The following is a 16,972-nucleotide window of genomic DNA, read 5'->3' as shown; positions in this document are numbered from 1 at the left end:
GTTCACAAGGAAGAAGCGGGAAGCAGCCGGGCCAGCGCGGCCACGAAGGCGTCGGGGAGGGCGAAGTCTAGCGCCACGACCCAGATGTGCGTCCCGGCGCAGCGGGCGGGAGCAAGCTTGATGGCGTCCTTCTCCGTCAGCACCACATCGGCCGTGCCGGCGGGCCAGGGCAGCGTGGCGTAGTCGTGGTGGTCCGGCACGGGGCAGGGCGTGAAGCTCAGTCCCTGGGCCTGCAGCATGTCGAAGAAGCGCTGCGGCGCGCCTATGCCGGCCGCGGCCAGCAGCGGCTTGCCTTTCAGGGCCTGCAGCGCGGCCAGGCTGCACGGCCGGCCGGCCCACCAGTCGGCCAGCTCCACCGCGCCGGCCAGGCGGCGCTGCGCGCACCAGCCCGCCAGCGGCGTGCTGGGCGCGGCGGCGTTGTAGAGCACCAGGCTGCGCGGCGGCACGGCGTGCGGCAGCCGCTGGCGCAGCGGGCCGGCGGGCAAGGTGAACCCGTTGCCGGCGCCACGATCGTCGAAGACGATGACCTGCGCGTCGCGCGCCAGCCGCCAGTGCTGCAGGCCGTCATCGGCCAGCAGCAGGTTCACTTCGGGGTGGGCCTGGCGCAGCGCGCGCGCGGCGGCGATGCGGTCGCGGCCCACCACCACGGGGGCGGCGCTGCGCAGGTGTATGAGCAGCGGCTCGTCGCCCACGTCGCGCGCGGCGCTGTCGCGTTGGACTTGCACCACGGCCTCGCCCTGGCGGCCATGGCCGCGCGAGATCACGCCCGGCGTCCAGCCCAGCGCGCGCAGCGCCTGCACCAGCGCGATGACGGTGGGCGTCTTGCCGGCGCCGCCGACGATGAGGTTGCCCACCACGACCAGGGGCAAGCCGGTGGCTTCAGGTGCTGTCTTGCGCCGCTGGCGCTCGGCCAGGGCTTCGTAGAGGGCGGACAGCGGCCACAGCAGCCGCGCCACGATGGAGGGCGCCGCTTGCCACCACTGGCGCTGCAGCCAGCCGGCCAGGCGCGAGCCCGTGCCGCGCGAGGCCGCAGCCTCAGTGCTGGCCACCGGACTGCGCGGCAAAGGTCAGCCGCGACAGGCCCACGCGGCGCGCGGCGTCCAGCACGTTGACCACGGACTGGTGCGCGGCGGTGGCGTCGGCGCTGACGATGAGCAGCGGCTGCTGCAGCCCCTGGGCGCTGGCGCGCAGCTCGGCCGCGAGCACTTCCACGCTGCGGCCCTCGACGGCGCGGTTGTTGATGGCGTAACGGCCGTCGGCGGCCACGGCCACCACGATCTCCTGGGGCTTTTGATCCACGGGCTTGGTGCTGGCGGTGGGCAGCGTCACGTCCAGCGCCGTGTAGCGGCTGTAGGTGGTGGACAGCATCAGGAAGATGAGCACCACCAGCAGCACGTCGATGAAGGGGATCAGGTTGATCTCCGGCTCGTCGCGGCGCGGCTTGCGGAAATTCATGGCGCTGGGCTCGCTGTGGCTGCCGTCAAGCGGGGCGTGCCGTGTGGCGCAGCAGCAGCGGCATGAGCTGCTCGGCGGCCAGTTCCAGCGACAGGGCGTAGTCGTCCACGCGGGCGCGGAAGTGGCGGTAGAACAGCAGCGTGGGAATGGCGATCACGAGGCCGAAGGCCGTGTTGTAGAGCGCCACCGAAATGCCGTGCGCCAGCGCCTGCGGGTTGCCGCCGCCGGGCGTCTGCGAGCCGAAGATCTCGATCATGCCCACCACGGTGCCGAAAAGGCCCAGCAGCGGCGCGGCCGAGGCGATGCTGCCCAGCGCGCTCAGGTAGCGCTCCAGCCCGTGCACGGCCGCGCGCCCGGCGCTCTCCAACGACTGGCGCAGCCGCTCCTCGCTGATGCGCGGCTCCCGCTGCGCGCTGCGCAGCCCCGCCGCCAGCACCTGGCCCAACACGGAATGCTGTTCGAGCTTCTCGGCCACGTCCGGCGCGGGCAGGCCGCCGCGCACGAGGGCCAAGACTTCGTCGAGCAGCTTGGGCGGCACGATGCGCGCGCCGCGCAGGCTCAAGAGCCGCTCGATGATCAGCGCCAAGGCCAGCACCGAGCACAGCAGCAGCGGCCAAATGGGCCAGCCGGCGGCTTGTATGATCGAAAACAAGGCGTCCCCGGAACGTGTATGACTAGGAACCGGGACTTCAAAGACGCTGCAAACGCTGGCCCGGACAAACCGTCAATTATGCCCAAGGGCCCCCGCGCGCTTGGCGCGTGCAGGTCCGTGCACCCCCACCTGTCCACCGTTGCTGTGGACAAGTTTGTGATTTGCGCAGGGACAGCGTTCGGAACTGCTTGTCAGCCGGGCGCGGGCGCTGGGCTGCATCTTTTTTAAGCACTGTTTTTTTCAGGAGAACCGCATGGCCGAGCCGAGCACGATGGCGCGCCAGGTCTGGGGCGTGGCCGGCCTGCTGCTGGCCATGGGCGACGCGCTGGCGGCGCGCTTTGGTGCGTGCACCGTGCGCGGCGAGCTCTCCGGCTTCACCCGCGCGGCCAGCGGCCACTGCTACTTCACGCTCAAGGACGCCGAGGGCCAGGCCGCCGCGCTGCGCTGCGCCATGTTCCGCCGCGCCGCGTCGCTGGTGGACTTCAATCCGCGTGACGGGCTGCAGGTGGAGCTGCGCGGGCGCGTGGCGGTGTACGAGCCGCGCGGCGAGCTGCAGTTCGTGGTGGAGGGCATGCAGCTCGTGGGCTCAGGCTCGCTCTATGAGCAGTTCCTGCGCCTGAAGGAGCGGTTGCAGGCGCAGGGGCTGTTCGACGCCGAGCGCAAGCGGCCGCTGCCGCGCTTTCCGCGTCGCGTGGGCGTGGTCACGTCGCTGGCCGCGGCGGCGCTGCGCGACGTGCTCACCACGCTGGCGCGGCGCGCGCCGCAGGTGGAGGTGGTGATCTATCCCAGCCCCGTGCAGGGCGCCGAGGCGCCGGCGGCGCTGGTGGCCGCGCTGCAGCAGGCCAACGAGCGCGCCGAGGTGGACGTGCTCATCCTCTGCCGCGGCGGCGGCTCGCTGGAAGACCTGTGGGCCTTCAACGACGAGCGCGTGGTGCACGCGGTGGCGGCCAGCGACATCCCGCTGGTGTGCGGCGTGGGCCACGAGACCGACGTGAGCCTGGCCGACTTCGCCGCCGACCTGCGCGCACCCACGCCCACCGCCGCGGCGGAGCTGGCGGCGCCATCGCAGGCCGAGTGCGTGGAGCAGCTTGCGGCGCTGGCGCGGCGCATGCGCCGCCAGGTGCAGCGCCAACTGGAGCGCCAGGCCCAGGACCTGGACCAACGCGCGCTGCAGCTCGCCCGCCCCGGCGCCGTGCTGGCCCGCCACGCGCAGCAGCTCGACCGGCTGGAGGAGCGCGCCCGCCACGCGCTGCGCCACGCGCTGCAGCGCGCGGCCGAGGCACCGCAGCGGCTGGCCGCGCGCCTGGAGCGCGCGCAGGGCGTGCAGCGCGAGCGCGCCGCCGTGCGGTTGCAGGCCCTGGCGCAACGGCTGCAGCGGGCCCAGGGCGTGCGCCGCCAGCGCCTGGGCTTGGAGCTGCAAGGCGTGGAGGCGCGGCTGTCGGCGCTGGACCCGCACCGCGTGCTCTCGCGCGGCTACGCCTGGGTCACGGACGAGGCGGGCAGCCCCATCGTCTGCGCGCGCGGCCTGGTGCCTGGACAGCAGGTGCAGGCCGTGTGGAGCGACGGCCGAGCCCTGGCCCAGGTTCAACAGGTGAAACTCGACGGGGAGCGCTGAAAGGCCTTCAAAGCCCAAGGCCCTTGCACACCCGGCGAGGGCCTTCGTGCACTCCTACAATCACCCCGGCTTTGCCCTCTGCGCGTCTTTTGACGTGCATCAATGAACACAGGAGAAAAGATGGAACACGTGCTGCCCCCGCTGCCCTACGGCTACGACGACCTCGCCCCCCACTACAGCCGCGAAACGCTGGAGTACCACCACGACAAGCACCACAACGCCTATGTCGTGAACCTGAACAACCTCCAGAAGGGCACTGAGTTCGAGAGCATGGCCCTCGAGGACATCATCAAGAAGTCCTCCGGCGGCATCTACAACAACGCCGCGCAGATCTGGAACCACACCTTCTTCTGGAGCTGCATGAAGCCCAATGGCGGCGGCGAGCCCAGCGGCGCACTGGCCCAGGCCATCACCGCCAAGTTCGGCTCCTACGCCGCCTTCCGCGAAGCCTTCGTCAAGAGCGCCGTGGGCAACTTCGGCTCGGGCTGGACCTGGCTGGTGAAGAAGGCCGACGGCAGCGTGGACATCGTCAACATGGGCGCCGCCGGCACCCCGCTGACCACCGGCGACAAGCCGCTGCTGACCGTGGACGTGTGGGAACACGCCTACTACATCGACTACCGCAACCTGCGTCCCAAGTTTGTCGAGACCTTCCTCGACAAGCTGGTGAACTGGGAGTTCGCGGAAGGCAACTTCGCCGCCTAAGAGCGGCTCAAAGCCCGGCGGCGCTCCGGGGCGGGTGCCGCATGACGGCTTGATCAGTGTCAAAAGGCCGATCTCGCGATCGGCCTTTGTCTTTCAGCGCACCGAATTGAAGACGGGGCCTTTAAGCTTCGCGCCGGCCTGGATGCCTCGCTTGGCAAACCAGCCCTGGTTCATCTCCAGCGCATAGCGCACCGGCTTGTCCGAGCAGTGGGAGTCCAGCGTCTGCGGCTTCATGTCGGCGATGTTCACCACCGTCCCGTCATCGGCCAGGAAGGCGATGGACAGCGGCAGCAGCGTGTTCTTCATCCAGAAGCACTGCGGCGCCGGCTGCTCGAACACGAACAGCATGCCTTCGTGAGCCGCCATCTCGCGCCTGTACATCAGGCCGGTGGCGCGCTGCTCCGGGCTGAGCGCCACTTCGGCGCGGATGTTGTGCATGCCCGCGTTGAGCGTGATGGTTTCGAGCTGCTGGGGCTGGCCTTGCTGCGCGATGGCAGGCGAGGTGGTGATCACCAGGGCCAACAGCCCCGCAAGGGATGCGCGTGTCTTGATCTTGATCATGCCGTCACCAGGGGATGACCCTAGATTATCCGGCGTCGTCGGGCCTGTGGCCGGCGCGCGCCTGTCGCCGATGAACGCTTCCACCGCCACCTTCGCCCCCAGCACCCCCGAACAGCACGACCTCGCCGTACTGGACGATCCGCAAGAGCAGCAGCGCTTCACGCGCTGGCGCGTGGACCGCCAGGGGCGGCGCATGGGCGAATCGGTGCTGCGCCTCTCCGGCATGTGGTGTGCCGCCTGTGCCGACACCATCGAGCAGGCGCTGGCCGCGGTGCCGGGCGTCGAGTCGGCCCGCGTGAGCGCCTCGGCCGAGCGGGCGCGCATCGAGTGGGATCCGCAGCGCGTGCGCGTGGCCGACATGGTGCAGGCCATTCGCCGCGCCGGTTACGACGCCGTGCCCGACGCCGCGGAGCCCGCGCGGGCGCTGCGCGTGACGGAGAACCGGCAGGCCATCTGGCGGCTCTTCGTGGCCTGGTTTTGCATGATGCAGGTGATGATGATGGCCACGCCCATCTACGTCGCCCGCCCTGGCGAGATGGCGCCGGACCTGCGCCAGCTCCTCAACTGGGGCTCGTGGGTGCTGAGCATTCCGTTGGTGTGGTGGTCGGCCGCGCCTTTCCTCAAGGGCGCCTGGCGCAGCCTTCGCACCCGCCGCATAGGCATGGACGTGCCCGTGGCGCTGGGCGTGCTGGTGACCTTCATCGCCAGCAGCGGCGCGACTTTTGATCCGGGCGGCATCTTCGGTCACGAGGTCTATTTCGACTCGCTGTCCATGTTCGTGAGCTTCCTGCTGGCCGGGCGCTACCTGGAGATGCGCGCGCGCCACCGCGTGGCCGCCACGCTGGAAGAAGCACTGGCGCGCATGCCGCAAAGCGCCAGCCGCGTGCGCGAGGACGGCAGCCTGGAAACCGTGAGCGTGTACGCGCTGCGCCCGGGCGACCTGGTGCAGGTGGCGCTGGGCGAGAGCTTCCCGGCCGACGGCGAACTGGTGGAGGGCCGGACCCAGGCCGACGAGTCGCTGCTCAGCGGCGAGTCGCGCCCTGTGCCGCGCGGCGCGGGCGACGCGCTGGTGGGCGGCTCGGTCAACGTGGGCGCCCCGGTGCGCATGCGCGTGCACCGCGTGGGCGCGGACACGCGCTACGAGCACATCGTGGCCTTGATGCAGCAGGCGCTCACCGAGCGGCCCGCGCTGGCGCGCGCGGCCGACCGTTGGGCGCGGCCTTTCCTGTGGGTGGTGCTCGCACTGGCCGCGGGCGCCTCGCTGGCGTGGAGCTTTATTGACCCGTCGCGCGCGGTGTGGGTGGCGGTGTCGGTGCTCATCGTCACCTGTCCCTGCGCGCTGTCACTGGCCGCGCCCTCGGTGATGGTGGCCGCCGCCGGCGGCCTGGCCCGCCGCGGCGTGCTGCTGCAGCGGCTGGATGCGCTGGAAGCACTGGCGCGCGTGCGCCATCTCTTCATAGACAAGACCGGCACGCTGACCGAGGACAGCCTCGCGCTGCGTGAAATCGTTCACGCTCAATCGTTGAGCGCGCACGAAGCTGCGGCGCTGCGGCCGCGCGCTGCGGCGATGGCGCGCTGGTCCACGCACCCGCTGTCGCGGGCGCTCGTCCAGGCCGTGGAGCAGGGCGGGGCGGATGCGGCCATGGTGCCCTCTGCAGACGGCTGGACGCAGGTGCGTGAGCAACCAGGCCAGGGCCTGAGCGCGCTGGACGCCCAGGGCGTGGAGTGGCGCTTGGGCCGTGCCTCCTGGGTGGCTGATGCGCCCGTGGAGGATGGCAGCGACGCGCTGCAGGCCGCCTTTGGCCCGCGCGGGCAGGTGCTGCTGACCTTCTGTTTTGAAGAGCGGCTGCGCGAGGATGCCGCCGCCGCCATGGCCGCGCTGCGTGCGGCCGGCATGGAGCCGGCGCTGCTGTCGGGCGACGCGCCCTCGCGTGTGCAGCGCGTGGCTCAGCGCCTGAGCCTGCCCGTGGCCGCCGCCGGCGCCACGCCGGAGGCCAAGCTGCAGGCCGTGCGCGAAGCGCAGGCGCGTGGCGAAGTGGTGGCCATGGTGGGTGACGGCGTCAACGACGCGCCAGTGCTGGCGCAGGCCGACGTGTCTTTCGCGATGGGCGAGGGCGCGCTGGTGGCGCGGGCGCATGCCGATGCCATCCTGCCCTCACAAAGGCTTCAAGCATTGGCCGATGCGCGCAGTATTGCCGCCAAGGCCATGAGTGTGGTGCGGCAAAATATTGCCTGGGCCGCGCTCTACAACCTGGCCTGCATTCCGCTGGCGCTGGCCGGCTGGCTCCCGCCGTGGGCTGCCGGCCTGGGCATGGCAGCGAGCTCACTGCTCGTGGTGGGCAACTCGCTGCGCCTGGCGCGCTGAGGAACGATGGAAATCCTGTACCTGCTCATTCCGCTGTCGGCGCTGCTGGTGTTGATCATCATCGGTGTCTTCGGCTGGGCCCTGCACGGCGGGCAGTTCGACGATCTCGAACGAGAAGGCGAGCGCATTCTGAACACGGATGGGGAAGCGTTGACGGTAATCAAGCTTGGCGAAAGCTCGGCGCCGAACAATGCGCCCCGGGTGGATTCTCACTAAGAAGGAGGCCAGTGATGGCTCAAGCGGCGCAACCGGGAAGACCGGTTTACAGCGACGCCCCCGTGCGAATGTTCGCAGTGGCGGCGGTGCTTTGGGGTGTGGTGGGCATGTTGGTGGGCGTTTTCGTCGCCACCCAGCTTGCTTTCCCTGATCTTACATTCGGCATTCCCTGGTTGAGCTACGGACGTTTGCGTCCGCTGCACACCAATGCGGTCATCTTCGCCTTCGGCGGCTGCGCGCTGTTTGCCACGTCCTACCACGTGGTGCAGCGTACCTGCCAGACGCGCCTGTTCGCGCCTGGCCTGGCCATGTTCACGTTCTGGGCCTGGCAACTGATCATCGTCGCGGCGGCCGTGACGCTGCCCCTGGGCTACACCTCCGGCAAGGAATACGCCGAGCTGGAGTGGCCCATCGACATCCTGATCGCCGTCACCTGGGTTTCCTACGCGATCGTGTTCTTCGGCACGGTCGGCACCCGCAAGGTGCGCCACATCTACGTGGCCAACTGGTTCTTCGGCGCCTTCATCATCGCCGTGGCCCTGCTGCACATCGTCAACAGCGCCGCCATCCCCGTGAGCCTGTTCAAGAGCTACTCGGCCTACGCCGGTGTTCAAGATGCCATGGTGCAGTGGTGGTACGGCCATAACGCAGTGGGCTTCTTCCTGACCGCGGGCTTCCTGGGCATGATGTATTACTACATCCCCAAGCAGGCCGAGCGCCCGGTGTACTCGTATCGCCTGTCGATCGTGCACTTCTGGGCCCTGATCTTCACGTACATGTGGGCGGGCCCCCACCACCTGCACTACACGGCTCTGCCGGACTGGACGCAGAGCGTGGGCATGATCTTCTCGCTGGTGCTGCTGGCTCCGAGCTGGGGCGGCATGATCAACGGCATCATGACCCTGTCGGGCGCCTGGCATAAGCTGCGCGACGACGCGATCCTGAAGTTCCTGATCGTTGCGCTGTCGTTCTACGGCATGTCGACCTTCGAAGGTCCGATGATGTCCATCAAGACCGTCAACGCCCTGTCGCACTTCACCGACTGGACCGTGGGCCACGTGCACTCCGGCGCCCTGGGCTGGGTGGGCATGATCTCGATCGGCTCGCTGTACTTCCTGATCCCGCGCATGTTCGGCCGCAAGACGATGTACAGCACCCGCGCCATCGAGCTGCACTTCTGGGTGGCCACCATCGGCATCGTGCTCTACATCGCCGCCATGTGGATTGCCGGCGTGATGCAGGGCCTGATGTGGCGCGCCGTGAACCCCGACGGCACGCTGGTCTACAGCTTCGTCGAGAGCGTGAAGGCCACGTACCCGTTCTACATCATCCGTATGGTCGGCGGCCTGCTGTACCTGAGCGGCATGGTGATCATGCTGTGGAACACGATCATGACCGTGCGCAGCGGCAAGGTCGTCGAGACGCCGGTGCCCATGGTTGCGGCTGCCCACGCCTGATTGGATTGAGGAAAGACCGACATGGCACACGCAAATCCGACTGGTCACGAGAAGATTGAGACCAGCAACTTCCTGATGATCGTGCTGATCCTGATCACGGTCGCCTTCGGCGGCCTGGTTGAGATCGTTCCGCTGTTCTTCCAGCACAGCACGACCAAGCCGGTGGAAAACCTCAAGCCGTACACGGCGCTGCAGCTCGCAGGCCGGGACGTCTACATCCGCGAAGGCTGCTACAACTGCCACTCGCAGATGGTGCGTCCCTTCCGCGCCGAGACGCTGCGCTACGGCCACTACTCCACGGCCGGCGAGTTCGTTTACGACCATCCCTTCCAGTGGGGCTCCAAGCGCACCGGTCCTGACCTGCACCGCGTGGGCGGCAAGTACAGCGACGACTGGCACCGCATTCACCTGAACAACCCGCGTGACGTGGTGCCGGAGTCCAACATGCCGGCTTACCCGTGGCTGGAAAAGGCCGCGCTCAACCCGGCGGACCTGGCACCCAAGATGTCGGCGCTTCGCAAGGTGGGCGTGCCCTACAGCGACGACGAGATCGCCAAGGCGGCCGACGAGGTCAAGGGCAAGACCGAGCTCGATGCGGTCGTGTCCTACCTCCAGGTGCTGGGCACCGCGCTGAAGTAAACCAGACCCCGGAGCCAAAGCGATGGACTTCGACATCAACGTCCTGCGCAGCGTCGTGACCTTGTTCAGCTTCGTGCTGTTCATCGGCCTCGCGCTGTGGACCTGGAGCAAGCGTCAGCTTTCCCAACATGACGCGGCGGCACAACTGCCCTTCATTGATGAGGATGACGAGCCCGTCGCTGCGGCCGCGGCCCGCTTCCAAGGGAGTAAGTAATGAGTGATTTCTTCAACAGTGGCTGGTCCTGGTACGTGATCGCCATTGTGGTGGGCGGCCTGGCGTTCTGCCTGTTCGTCCTGATGGTGGCCAGCAAAACCAAGCCCATGGCTGCCGACAACACGACCGGCCATATCTGGGACGAGGACCTGCGCGAACTGAACAACCCGCTGCCGCGCTGGTGGCTGTGGCTGTTCATCATCACGGTGATCTTCGCCGCGGTGTACCTGGCCCTGTATCCGGGCCTGGGTTCCAGCCAGGGCGCCTTCAACTGGTCCAGCCGTGGCCAGTACGAGGCCGAGCAGGAGAAGGCCCGCGCCGCCATGGCGCCGGTCTACGCCAAGTACGTGACCATGACGGCCGAGCAGCTTGCTCAGGACCCGGCGGCCATGGGCATCGGCGAGCGCCTGTTCGTCAACACCTGCGCCGGTTGCCACGGCTCGGATGCCCGCGGCGGCAAGGGCTTCCCCAACCTGACCGACACCGACTGGCTGTATGGCGGCTCGCACGACACCATCAAGCAGACCATCACCGGTGGCCGCCAGGGCATGATGCCCCCGATGGCCGAAGCCATCGGCGGTGGCGAGAACGTGCGCAACGTTGCCAACTACGTGCTGAGCCTCTCCGGCAGCCCGCATAACGCGGTCTACGCCCAACTGGGCAAGGAGAAGTTCACCACCGTGTGCGCGGCCTGCCACGGCGCCGACGGCAAGGGCAACCAGGCCATGGGCGCTCCCAACCTGACCGACAAGGTCTGGCTGCACGGCTGGGGCGAGCAGGCGATCATGAACATGGTCAACAACGGCAAGACCAACGTCATGCCGGCCCATGCTTCGCGCCTGAACCCCGAGCAGATCCACGTGCTGGCTGCCTATGTGTGGAGCCTGTCCAACAAGGGCGGCGCCGCCACGCCGGCGCAGTAATCGCCAGCGGTGTTTGGCGGGGGGGCTCATGTCCGCATGAGCGGGGCCACCCCGCCAAACCAAAGAAAAAAGCGCGCGCCAAGCCGGTTTCGGCTCTGGCGCGCGATGTCTTTTGGGGGCGGCGGCATGGGCCTGGGGCGGCTTGACGGCTCGGGCCCGCGCCGTGCTCCCTCTGTTTTCATTTCCACGTTCGTCGTGCCGTGTCGGCCCTCCGGCCGGCGCGGTGCCCGTGAACCGAGGCAGTATCCCTGATGGACCGCAAGACCGACAAACAGGCCGGCAATGGCCAGCGCGTGCCGTGGTGGCGCGTGCGCATGATGTGGCTGGTGGTGGGTGGCCCGCTGGCCGTGGTGGTGGCGGCCCTCGTCACCGCCGTCATCGCCATCCGTGGGGCGGACGTGGTCATAGGCTCCGGCGCGGCGCCGCAGTCGCAGCAGCCCGCGGAAGATTCCTCAGGCGACATGCGCCCCGCCATAGAGGCGCGCAACAAGGCAGCCGCCGAAGCCGCCGCAGTCGGAGCCTCTTCGGCTCAACGCTAGCCCCGGGTCAACGCTAGGACGGGGCAGGGCGGCCGCGCGCAAGAATGGCCGCCAGGAGGTGATCGACATGACGACAACCCCTCGTGCCCAAGCGGTGATGCTGGTGGCCTGGCCTTCGTTCCTGATGGCCGCGGTGCTGGAGATGCTGGTGTTCGCGCTGGTGGATCCGCACGACCTGCTCGGTGCTGGTGCCATACCGGCCGAGCTCACGCCTACCGGCGTGTACTCGCTGGCCTTCTTCCTGTTCTGGGCCGTGATCGCCGCGGCCGGCGCCCTGGGCCACTGGCTGGGTACCCCGCCCAACGCGGTCGACGCCGGCCATATGCACGGCGCCCACGGCCACTGAAAGACCGTTTCCACGGCCGAAGACGGCAACAAAAATGGCGCCCGCGGGCGCCATTTTTATTTGAAGCCGTAGGGCGGGCCGTCAGCAGGCGGCGCCGTTGACCAGCTTTTGCAGGCCATCCTGGTTCACGATGCGAATCTGGCGCTGCTTCACTTCGAGCAGGCCTTCTTCCTGGAACTTGGAGAAGGTGCGGCTCACCGTTTCCAGCTTCAGGCCCAGGTAGCTGCCGATTTCCTCGCGCGTCATGCGCAGGATGAGCGAGGAGGCCGAGAAACCGCGTGCCTGAAGGCGCTGCGTGAGGTTCAGCAGAAAGGCCGCCAGGCGCTCTTCGGCGCGCATGCTGCCCAACAGCAGCATGACGCCATGATCGCGAACTATTTCACGGCTCATGATCTTGTGAAGCTGGCGCTGCAGGTCGGAGAACTCGCGCGAGAGCTCTTCGAGCTGGCCGTAGTGGATGACGCAGACCTGGGAATCTTCCAGCGCCACGGCGTCCACCGTGTGGCGGTCGCTGCCGATGCCATCCAGGCCCAGCAACTCGCCGGCCATTTGGAAGCCCGTGACCTGATCGCGGCCATCCTCAGCCGAGACGCAGGTCTTGAAGAAGCCCGTGCGCACCGCGTAGAGCGACTGGAAGACGTCGCCGGCGCGGAACAGCGTGTCGCCGCGCACCACCGAGCGCCGCGTGGCCACCATGGTGTCCAGCTGCTCCAGGTCCGTGCGCGACAGGCCCACCGGCAGGCACAGCTCACGCAGGTTGCAACTGGAGCAGGCGACCTTGAAAGGTTCAGAGCGAATGGGCGGCAGAGTGCTGTTCATGTTGCATCGCGATGCCGTGGCGGCACATCCGGCCGCCTGGGCGCAGGTTTCTTCAGGAGAGTCAGCGGTCTTCAACATGATATGCCTCAATCACTGGCGCCATTCTTGGCGGCGCCTCAACTTGCCGACTTGAGGCACATCAAGCTCTTGTGTCCCGGGTTTGGCAAAGTGTCGCCATGCTACGCGATACATCCGCCCCCGGGCCCATCCTGACCGAAAGCTTGCTCCAGCGACTGGACGTGCCGGGGCCTCGCTACACCTCCTATCCAACCGCGGACCGCTTCGTCGAGGCGTTTGGACCGGTGGAGTACGCACAGGCCCTGGAGCAACGCGCACAAGGCGCCACGGTGGGCGGCACGCCCCCGCTGTCCCTTTACGTCCATATCCCGTTCTGCGAGTCGGTCTGCTACTACTGCGCCTGCAACAAGGTCATTACCAAGCATCACGAGCGGGCCGAGGAGTACATCCAGGCTCTGGAGGCCGAGATCGGCCTGCACGTGGCGGTGCTGGGCAAGGGCCAGTCGGTGTCGCAGCTGCATTTCGGCGGCGGCTCGCCGACCTTCCTGTCCGACGCCGAGATCGAGCGCCTGATGGCGGCCATGCGTTCGGCCTTCCGCATTGCGCCGGGTGCGGAGATCTCCATCGAGGTGGATCCGCGCACGGTCACCACCGAGCGGCTGCAGAACCTGGCCCGCATGGGCTTCAACCGCCTGAGCTTCGGCGTGCAGGACTTCGATCCCGAGGTGCAGAAGGCCGTGCACCGGGTGCAGTCTTTCGAGAGCGTGCACGAGCTGGTGGTCAGCGCCCGCGCACTGGGCTTCGAGTCGCTGAACGTGGACCTGATCTACGGACTGCCCAAGCAAACGCCCGCGTCCTTCGCCCGCACGGTGGAGCTGGTGGGCGAGCTGCGGCCGGACCGCATCGCGCTGTATGCCTACGCGCACCTGCCCCAGCGCTTCAAGCCGCAGCGCCGCATAGACCCCGAGCAACTGCCGCCGCCGGGCGACCGCGTGCAGATGCTCGGTGGCGCCATCCAGGGCTTCCTGGGTTTTGGCTATACCTACATCGGCATGGACCACTTCGCGCTGCCCGGCGACACCCTGGCTGCGGCCAAGCGCCAGGGACGGCTGCACCGCAACTTCCAGGGCTACAGCACGCAGCCGGACTGTGACCTCATAGGCCTGGGCGTGTCCTCCATTGGCCGTATGGGCGCCACGTACAGCCAGAACGCCAAGACGCTGCCGGAGTATTACGACGCCGTGCGCCAGGGGCATTTCCCCATCGTCCGTGGCCTGGCGCTCACGCGCGATGACCTCGTGCGCCGGGCGGTCATCATGGCGCTGATGTGCCAGGGCCGCGTGGAGTTCGAGTCCATCGAGCTGGCGCACCTGGTGAACATGCGCGAGTACTTCGCCGCGGAGCTGGAGTCGCTCAAGCCGCTGGTGGAGATGGGCCTGGCGGAGCTGGAGTCCGACGCCATCCAGGTGACGCCGCGCGGCTGGTACTTCGTCCGCGGCGTGGCCATGGTGTTCGACCGGCATTTGCGTGCCGATAAGACGCGCGAGCGCTTTTCCCGGATCATTTAAGGCTTCGCTTCGAGCTCCCCGCAGTACCCGCGCCTGTTTTTTCTCCGGTCATGGATGCAGCCCTCGTCTTGAGCGCCCTGTTGATGGGCCTGGCCGGATCGCCCCACTGCGTGGCCATGTGCGGCGCGGCCTGCACCGCGCTGGCCGGCCGCTGTGGCGGTGCGCGGCCGCAGCAGGCGCTGCTGGGTTTTCACCTGGGCCGTTTGCTGGGCTACGCGGCCGCGGGTGCGGTGGCGGCGGGCAGCGTCACGCTGCTGGCACGGTTTTCACAGCTCACGCCGGCGTTGCGTCCGCTGTGGACGCTGGTGCACGTGGCCGCACTGGGCCTGGGCCTGTGGCTGCTGATCAAGGGGCGGCAACCGCAGTGGCTGGAGAACTTGGGCCGCGGCACGCGGCTGGCGCCCGCGGTGGCAGCCGGGCAGGGCGGCACGTCCTCCGGCGGCTGGCAGCCCATGCTGGGTCCGGTCAAGGCCGGCCTGGCCGGCACGGCCTGGGTGGCTTGGCCCTGTGGGCTGCTGCAGTCGGCGCTGGTGGTGGCTGCGCTTGGACAGCATGCGGCTTCCGGGGCGTCCATCATGGCGGCCTTCGCAGTGGGCTCCTCGCTGGGCCTGTGGCTTGGGCCGGCGCTGTGGTGGCGCCTGGGCGCACCGGGCTCGCGCTGGCTGGCCTCAGGTGGTTGGGCGGTGCGCCTGGCCGGTCTGGGGCTGGCGTGCGCATCCGCTTGGGCGCTGGGCCACGGGCTGTGGATGCGTATCGCCGCCTGGTGCGTGAGCTGACGCGCCGGGGGGCGTCGTCACCTGGGGACAGTCCCTAGGAAGGGCGTCAAGTTCGCGTCAAGCTGCACTGCGATGCTTTGTGACTAAGTTGGCTGTGTCGCCTGGTCTTATGTAAGACACAGGACTTGAAACCGCCGTGAATAGAATGGCGGTCTGCTTCCATAACCCCCACACAGGAGCGAGTTTTCATGTACCAGCACATCAAGGTGCCCGAGGGCGGCCAGAAGATCACCGTGAACGCGGACTTCTCGCTCAACGTCCCGAACAACCCCATCGTTCCTTACATCGAGGGTGACGGCACCGGGCTGGACATCACCCCCGTGATGCTGAAAGTGGTGGACGCCGCGGTGCAGAAGGCCTACGGCGGCGAGCGCAAGATTCACTGGATGGAGGTCTACGCCGGCGAGAAGTCGACCAAGGTGTACGGCCCCGACGTGTGGCTGCCTGCCGAGACGCTGGACGTGCTGCGCGAGTACGTGGTCTCCATCAAGGGCCCGCTGACCACGCCGGTGGGCGGCGGCATCCGCTCGCTCAACGTGGCGCTGCGCCAGGAGCTGGACCTCTACGTCTGCCTGCGTCCCGTGCAGTACTTCAAGGGCGTGCCCAGCCCGCTCAAGGAGCCTGAGAAGACCAACATGGTGATCTTCCGCGAGAACTCGGAGGACATCTATGCCGGCATCGAATACGAGGCCAAGAGCGACAAGGCTCAGAAGCTTATCAAGTTCCTGATCGACGAGTTGGGCGTCAAGAAGATCCGCTTCCCCGAGACCTCCGGCATCGGCGTCAAGCCCGTGTCCATCGAGGGCACGGAGCGCCTGGTGCGCAAGGCCATCCAGTACGCCATCGACAACGACAAGCCCAGCGTGACCATCGTCCACAAGGGCAACATCATGAAGTTCACGGAAGGCGGCTTCCGTGACTGGGCCTACGCGCTGGCCAAGCGCGAGTTCGGCGCCGTGGAAATCGACGGCGGCCCGTGGTGCAAGTTCAAGAGCCCCAAGACGGGCCGCGACATCACCATCAAGGACTCCATCGCCGACGCCTTCCTGCAGCAGATCCTGCTGCGCCCGGCCGAGTACAGCGTGATTGCCACGCTCAACCTCAACGGCGACTACATCTCCGACGCGCTGGCCGCGCAGGTCGGCGGCATCGGCATCGCCCCGGGCGCCAACCTCTCCGACTCCGTGGCCTGCTTCGAAGCCACGCACGGCACGGCGCCCAAGTACGCCGGCAAGGACTACGTGAACCCCGGTTCCGAAATCCTCTCCGCCGAGATGATGCTGCGCCACATGGGCTGGACCGAGGCGGCCGACCTCATCATCAGCTCCATGGAGAAGTCCATTCAGTCCAAGAAGGTCACGTATGACTTCGCCCGCCTGATGGAAGGCGCCATGCAGGTGTCGTGCTCCGGCTTCGGCCAGGTGATGATCGAGAACATGTAAGGCGCGCCGTGTGCCCGATGCCCAGGAGCGTCGGGTACACTCCCGCCCTCGGTTCTTGCGGACTCAACCATCCACAAGAGTCCACGCGGCCCGCAAAGAGCCGTCAGACAAAAAAAGTGATTAAAACGCTTGCCAAGTCTGAAATCCTTGCTAGAATCTTTGTCTCTGTTCCCCGATAGCTCAGTTGGTAGAGCGACGGACTGTTAATCCGCAGGTCCCTGGTTCGAGCCCAGGTCGGGGAGCCAAACAGAGTTTCAGAAGTAGTACCGAAGAAGTGCTGCGAGCCTGCAAAGGCCAGTGGTGTTTCAATTCCCCGATAGCTCAGTCGGTAGAGCGACGGACTGTTAATCCGCAGGTCCCTGGTTCGAGCCCAGGTCGGGGAGCCAGATTCGAAAAAATGCCCGCGCCAGCGGGCATTTTTTCTGGATGACCCGGCGGCGGCCTTCTCGTGCCGTGCCGGGTGAGCCGACGAAGTGTCGGTGCCGACAGGGGTGTCCAAAAGGCGCCCGCGGCGCGGTTACACTAGCGGTTTCGGTCCGACGCGGGTGCTTAGCTCAGTTGGTAGAGCGGCGCCCTTACAAGGCGTAGGTCGGGGGTTCGAACCCCTCAGCACCCACCACCCCGCGGCGGCTCAAGGGCCGGCACAGCAGATGGCACAAAGG

General features: G+C 67.7%; 18 protein-coding genes and 3 tRNA genes. 16 read left to right on the top strand and 5 right to left on the bottom strand.

Features of this window, described 5'->3' with window-relative positions; genetic code table 11:
- Positions 1 to 2: 2 nt before the first annotated feature.
- The 3 genes from lpxK to ALA01S_RS19180 are packed head-to-tail and all read right to left on the bottom strand — an operon-like array spanning position 3 to position 2,107.
- Entirely contained in the window at positions 3 to 1,049 is a 1,047-nt protein-coding gene (lpxK, locus tag ALA01S_RS19190; RefSeq protein WP_066339707.1) for a tetraacyldisaccharide 4'-kinase, read from the bottom strand.
- Positions 1,036 to 1,455 (bottom strand): ExbD/TolR family protein, encoded by a 420-nt coding sequence (locus ALA01S_RS19185; protein ID WP_066339661.1) that lies wholly within the window; start codon positions 1,453 to 1,455, stop codon positions 1,036 to 1,038. The genes lpxK and ALA01S_RS19185 overlap by 14 nt, the downstream gene beginning before the upstream one ends.
- 25 nt (positions 1,456 to 1,480) lie before the next feature.
- Positions 1,481 to 2,107: a MotA/TolQ/ExbB proton channel family protein gene (locus ALA01S_RS19180; protein ID WP_066339659.1), complete on the bottom strand. Its 627-nt coding sequence runs from the start codon at positions 2,105 to 2,107 to the stop codon at positions 1,481 to 1,483.
- Positions 2,108 to 2,360: 253 nt separating this feature from the next.
- Between ALA01S_RS19180 and xseA the strand changes: the two genes are divergently transcribed.
- Positions 2,361 to 3,722 (top strand): exodeoxyribonuclease VII large subunit, encoded by a 1,362-nt coding sequence (xseA, locus tag ALA01S_RS19175; RefSeq protein ID WP_066339656.1) that lies wholly within the window; start codon positions 2,361 to 2,363, stop codon positions 3,720 to 3,722.
- Positions 3,723 to 3,842: 120 nt separating this feature from the next.
- Positions 3,843 to 4,427 carry a superoxide dismutase gene (locus ALA01S_RS34855; RefSeq protein ID WP_066339654.1) on the top strand — a complete coding sequence of 195 codons (585 nt, stop codon included), beginning with the start codon at positions 3,843 to 3,845 and terminating at the stop codon, positions 4,425 to 4,427.
- Between the two features lie 93 nt (positions 4,428 to 4,520).
- On the opposite strand, the gene ALA01S_RS19165 is transcribed toward ALA01S_RS34855, so the two are convergent.
- Positions 4,521 to 4,988 carry a DUF192 domain-containing protein gene (locus ALA01S_RS19165; RefSeq protein WP_066339650.1) on the bottom strand — a complete coding sequence of 156 codons (468 nt, stop codon included), beginning with the start codon at positions 4,986 to 4,988 and terminating at the stop codon, positions 4,521 to 4,523.
- Between the two features lie 70 nt (positions 4,989 to 5,058).
- On the opposite strand from ALA01S_RS19165, the gene ALA01S_RS19160 reads away from it, so the two are divergent.
- The 8 genes from ALA01S_RS19160 to ALA01S_RS19125 all read left to right on the top strand — a co-directional run bounded on the left by ALA01S_RS19160 (position 5,059) and on the right by ALA01S_RS19125 (position 11,687).
- Positions 5,059 to 7,353 (top strand): heavy metal translocating P-type ATPase, encoded by a 2,295-nt coding sequence (locus ALA01S_RS19160; RefSeq protein WP_066339700.1) that lies wholly within the window; start codon positions 5,059 to 5,061, stop codon positions 7,351 to 7,353.
- A gap of 6 nt (positions 7,354 to 7,359) precedes the next feature.
- Positions 7,360 to 7,569 carry a cbb3-type cytochrome oxidase assembly protein CcoS gene (gene ccoS, locus ALA01S_RS19155; RefSeq protein ID WP_066339647.1) on the top strand — a complete coding sequence of 70 codons (210 nt, stop codon included), beginning with the start codon at positions 7,360 to 7,362 and terminating at the stop codon, positions 7,567 to 7,569.
- A gap of 14 nt (positions 7,570 to 7,583) precedes the next feature.
- The gene (ccoN, locus tag ALA01S_RS19150; protein WP_066339645.1) at positions 7,584 to 9,026 is read left to right on the top strand and encodes a cytochrome-c oxidase, cbb3-type subunit I; all 1,443 of its coding nucleotides are present in this window, start codon (positions 7,584 to 7,586) and stop codon (positions 9,024 to 9,026) included.
- A gap of 21 nt (positions 9,027 to 9,047) precedes the next feature.
- The gene (gene ccoO, locus ALA01S_RS19145) at positions 9,048 to 9,665 is read left to right on the top strand and encodes a cytochrome-c oxidase, cbb3-type subunit II (RefSeq protein WP_066339643.1); all 618 of its coding nucleotides are present in this window, start codon (positions 9,048 to 9,050) and stop codon (positions 9,663 to 9,665) included.
- Between the two features lie 22 nt (positions 9,666 to 9,687).
- Entirely contained in the window at positions 9,688 to 9,879 is a 192-nt protein-coding gene (locus ALA01S_RS19140) for a cbb3-type cytochrome oxidase subunit 3 (RefSeq protein ID WP_066339636.1), read from the top strand.
- Positions 9,879 to 10,802 carry a cytochrome-c oxidase, cbb3-type subunit III gene (gene ccoP / locus ALA01S_RS19135; protein ID WP_066339633.1) on the top strand — a complete coding sequence of 308 codons (924 nt, stop codon included), beginning with the start codon at positions 9,879 to 9,881 and terminating at the stop codon, positions 10,800 to 10,802. The genes ALA01S_RS19140 and ccoP overlap by 1 nt, the downstream gene beginning before the upstream one ends.
- 251 nt (positions 10,803 to 11,053) lie before the next feature.
- Positions 11,054 to 11,341 carry a hypothetical protein gene (locus ALA01S_RS19130; RefSeq protein ID WP_157119120.1) on the top strand — a complete coding sequence of 96 codons (288 nt, stop codon included), beginning with the start codon at positions 11,054 to 11,056 and terminating at the stop codon, positions 11,339 to 11,341.
- 67 nt (positions 11,342 to 11,408) lie between these two features.
- A complete protein-coding gene (locus ALA01S_RS19125; RefSeq protein ID WP_066339631.1) occupies positions 11,409 to 11,687 on the top strand; it encodes a hypothetical protein in 279 nt (92 codons plus the stop codon).
- Positions 11,688 to 11,768: 81 nt separating this feature from the next.
- On the opposite strand, the gene fnr is transcribed toward ALA01S_RS19125, so the two are convergent.
- Positions 11,769 to 12,506 carry a fumarate/nitrate reduction transcriptional regulator Fnr gene (gene fnr, locus ALA01S_RS19120; protein ID WP_066339630.1) on the bottom strand — a complete coding sequence of 246 codons (738 nt, stop codon included), beginning with the start codon at positions 12,504 to 12,506 and terminating at the stop codon, positions 11,769 to 11,771.
- A gap of 176 nt (positions 12,507 to 12,682) precedes the next feature.
- On the opposite strand from fnr, the gene hemN reads away from it, so the two are divergent.
- The 6 genes from hemN to ALA01S_RS19090 all read left to right on the top strand — a co-directional run bounded on the left by hemN (position 12,683) and on the right by ALA01S_RS19090 (position 16,929).
- Positions 12,683 to 14,092 carry an oxygen-independent coproporphyrinogen III oxidase gene (hemN, locus tag ALA01S_RS19115; protein WP_066339628.1) on the top strand — a complete coding sequence of 470 codons (1,410 nt, stop codon included), beginning with the start codon at positions 12,683 to 12,685 and terminating at the stop codon, positions 14,090 to 14,092.
- Between the two features lie 68 nt (positions 14,093 to 14,160).
- Positions 14,161 to 14,868 carry a sulfite exporter TauE/SafE family protein gene (locus ALA01S_RS19110; protein WP_307189682.1) on the top strand — a complete coding sequence of 236 codons (708 nt, stop codon included), beginning with the start codon at positions 14,161 to 14,163 and terminating at the stop codon, positions 14,866 to 14,868.
- A gap of 188 nt (positions 14,869 to 15,056) precedes the next feature.
- Positions 15,057 to 16,310 (top strand): NADP-dependent isocitrate dehydrogenase, encoded by a 1,254-nt coding sequence (icd, locus tag ALA01S_RS19105; protein ID WP_066339622.1) that lies wholly within the window; start codon positions 15,057 to 15,059, stop codon positions 16,308 to 16,310.
- A gap of 169 nt (positions 16,311 to 16,479) precedes the next feature.
- A tRNA-Asn gene (locus ALA01S_RS19100) sits at positions 16,480 to 16,555 on the top strand.
- A 65-nt stretch (positions 16,556 to 16,620) separates the two neighbouring features.
- Positions 16,621 to 16,696, top strand: a tRNA-Asn gene (locus tag ALA01S_RS19095).
- A 157-nt stretch (positions 16,697 to 16,853) separates the two neighbouring features.
- Positions 16,854 to 16,929, top strand: a tRNA-Val gene (locus tag ALA01S_RS19090).
- Positions 16,930 to 16,972 lie beyond the last annotated feature (43 nt).

The organism is Azohydromonas lata NBRC 102462, assembly GCF_001571085.1.
Classification (GTDB): Bacteria; Pseudomonadota; Gammaproteobacteria; order Burkholderiales; family Burkholderiaceae_C; genus Azohydromonas; species Azohydromonas lata.
This window is presented reverse-complemented; position numbering and strand designations above follow the sequence as displayed.

Excerpts from the sequence above, each read along its gene's own strand:
- ALA01S_RS19185 (WP_066339661.1), bottom strand. The coding sequence starts at position 1,455 with ATGAATTTCCGCAAGCCGCGCCGCGACGAGCCGGAGATCAACCTGATC.
- xseA (WP_066339656.1), top strand. The coding sequence starts at position 2,361 with ATGGCCGAGCCGAGCACGATGGCGCGCCAGGTCTGGGGCGTGGCCGGC.
- hemN (WP_066339628.1), top strand. The coding sequence starts at position 12,683 with ATGCTACGCGATACATCCGCCCCCGGGCCCATCCTGACCGAAAGCTTG.
- fnr (WP_066339630.1), bottom strand. The coding sequence starts at position 12,506 with ATGAACAGCACTCTGCCGCCCATTCGCTCTGAACCTTTCAAGGTCGCC.
- ALA01S_RS19130 (WP_157119120.1), top strand. The coding sequence starts at position 11,054 with ATGGACCGCAAGACCGACAAACAGGCCGGCAATGGCCAGCGCGTGCCG.
- icd (WP_066339622.1), top strand. The coding sequence starts at position 15,057 with ATGTACCAGCACATCAAGGTGCCCGAGGGCGGCCAGAAGATCACCGTG.
- ALA01S_RS34855 (WP_066339654.1), top strand. The coding sequence starts at position 3,843 with ATGGAACACGTGCTGCCCCCGCTGCCCTACGGCTACGACGACCTCGCC.
- ccoO (WP_066339643.1), top strand. The coding sequence starts at position 9,048 with ATGGCACACGCAAATCCGACTGGTCACGAGAAGATTGAGACCAGCAAC.
- ccoP (WP_066339633.1), top strand. The coding sequence starts at position 9,879 with ATGAGTGATTTCTTCAACAGTGGCTGGTCCTGGTACGTGATCGCCATT.
- ALA01S_RS19165 (WP_066339650.1), bottom strand. The coding sequence starts at position 4,988 with ATGATCAAGATCAAGACACGCGCATCCCTTGCGGGGCTGTTGGCCCTG.
- ALA01S_RS19140 (WP_066339636.1), top strand. The coding sequence starts at position 9,688 with ATGGACTTCGACATCAACGTCCTGCGCAGCGTCGTGACCTTGTTCAGC.
- ccoS (WP_066339647.1), top strand. The coding sequence starts at position 7,360 with ATGGAAATCCTGTACCTGCTCATTCCGCTGTCGGCGCTGCTGGTGTTG.
- ALA01S_RS19125 (WP_066339631.1), top strand. The coding sequence starts at position 11,409 with ATGACGACAACCCCTCGTGCCCAAGCGGTGATGCTGGTGGCCTGGCCT.
- ALA01S_RS19160 (WP_066339700.1), top strand. The coding sequence starts at position 5,059 with ATGAACGCTTCCACCGCCACCTTCGCCCCCAGCACCCCCGAACAGCAC.
- ccoN (WP_066339645.1), top strand. The coding sequence starts at position 7,584 with ATGGCTCAAGCGGCGCAACCGGGAAGACCGGTTTACAGCGACGCCCCC.